We start from the raw sequence: 1241 nt of genomic DNA on the forward strand, positions 1-1241 counted from the left end.
CAAGCCCGTAGCTTCGGTACCTGGTTTAGCCCCGTTACATCTTCCGCGCAGGCCGACTCGACTAGTGAGCTATTACGCTTTCTTTAAAGGATGGCTGCTTCTAAGCCAACCTCCTAGCTGTCTGAGCCTTCCCACATCGTTTCCCACTTAACCAGGATTTCGGGACCTTAGCTGACGGTCTGGGTTGTTTCCCTTTTCACGACGGACGTTAGCACCCGCCGTGTGTCTCCCACGCTTGCACTCACCGGTATTCGGAGTTTGCCTCGGGTTGGTAAGTCGGGATGACCCCCTAGCCGAAACAGTGCTCTACCCCCGGCGGTGATACGTGAGGCGCTACCTAAATAGCTTTCGAGGAGAACCAGCTATCTCCGGGCTTGATTAGCCTTTCACTCCGATCCACAAGTCATCCAAATCTTTTTCAACAGATCCTGGTTCGGTCCTCCAGTTGATGTTACTCAACCTTCAACCTGCTCATGGATAGATCGCCCGGTTTCGGGTCTATATCCAGCGACTGGTCGCCCAGTTAAGACTCGCTTTCGCTACGCCTCCCCTATTCGGTTAAGCTCGCCACTGAATATAAGTCGCTGACCCATTATACAAAAGGTACGCGGTCACAGAACAAGTCTGCTCCCACTGCTTGTACGCATACGGTTTCAGGATCTATTTCACTCCCCTCTCCGGGGTTCTTTTCGCCTTTCCCTCACGGTACTGGTTCACTATCGGTCAGCCAGGAGTATTTAGCCTTGGAGGATGGTCCCCCCATGTTCAGTCAAGGTTTCTCGTGCCCCGACCTACTCGATTTCACGCGATCAGATTTTCGACTACGGGGCTATCACCCACTATGGCCGAGCTTCCCAGCTCGTTCGTCTAATCAGTCACACGCTTAAGGGCTGGTCCCCGTTCGCTCGCCGCTACTGGGGGAATCTCGGTTGATTTCTTTTCCTCGGGGTACTTAGATGTTTCAGTTCCCCCGGTTCGCCTCCCAACACCTATGTATTCAGTGTGGGATACCCAGCTTGTGCTGGGTGGGTTTCCCCATTCAGAAATGCCCGGGTCACAGGTTGTTTGCCACCTCGCCGAGCCTTATCGCAGGCTTCCACGTCTTTCATCGCCTCTGGCTGCCTAGGCATCCACCGTATGCGCTTAATCGCTTGACCATATAACCCGAAAGGGTCTGGTCCGCGATTACTCACGACAATTGCCGGATACGCTTGAGACGTATCACGTTGTCCTTCCCTTTC

1 rRNA gene is annotated in these 1241 nt (G+C 53.7%); it reads right to left on the minus strand.

The features are described 5' to 3' along the window. Positions 1 to 1157: ribosomal RNA gene (locus DU505_RS22180) — 23S ribosomal RNA — on the minus strand; the annotation flags it as partial. Positions 1158 to 1241 lie beyond the last annotated feature (84 nt).

This window comes from Billgrantia montanilacus, assembly GCF_003336675.1.
Lineage (GTDB): Bacteria > Pseudomonadota > Gammaproteobacteria > Pseudomonadales > Halomonadaceae > Halomonas > Halomonas montanilacus.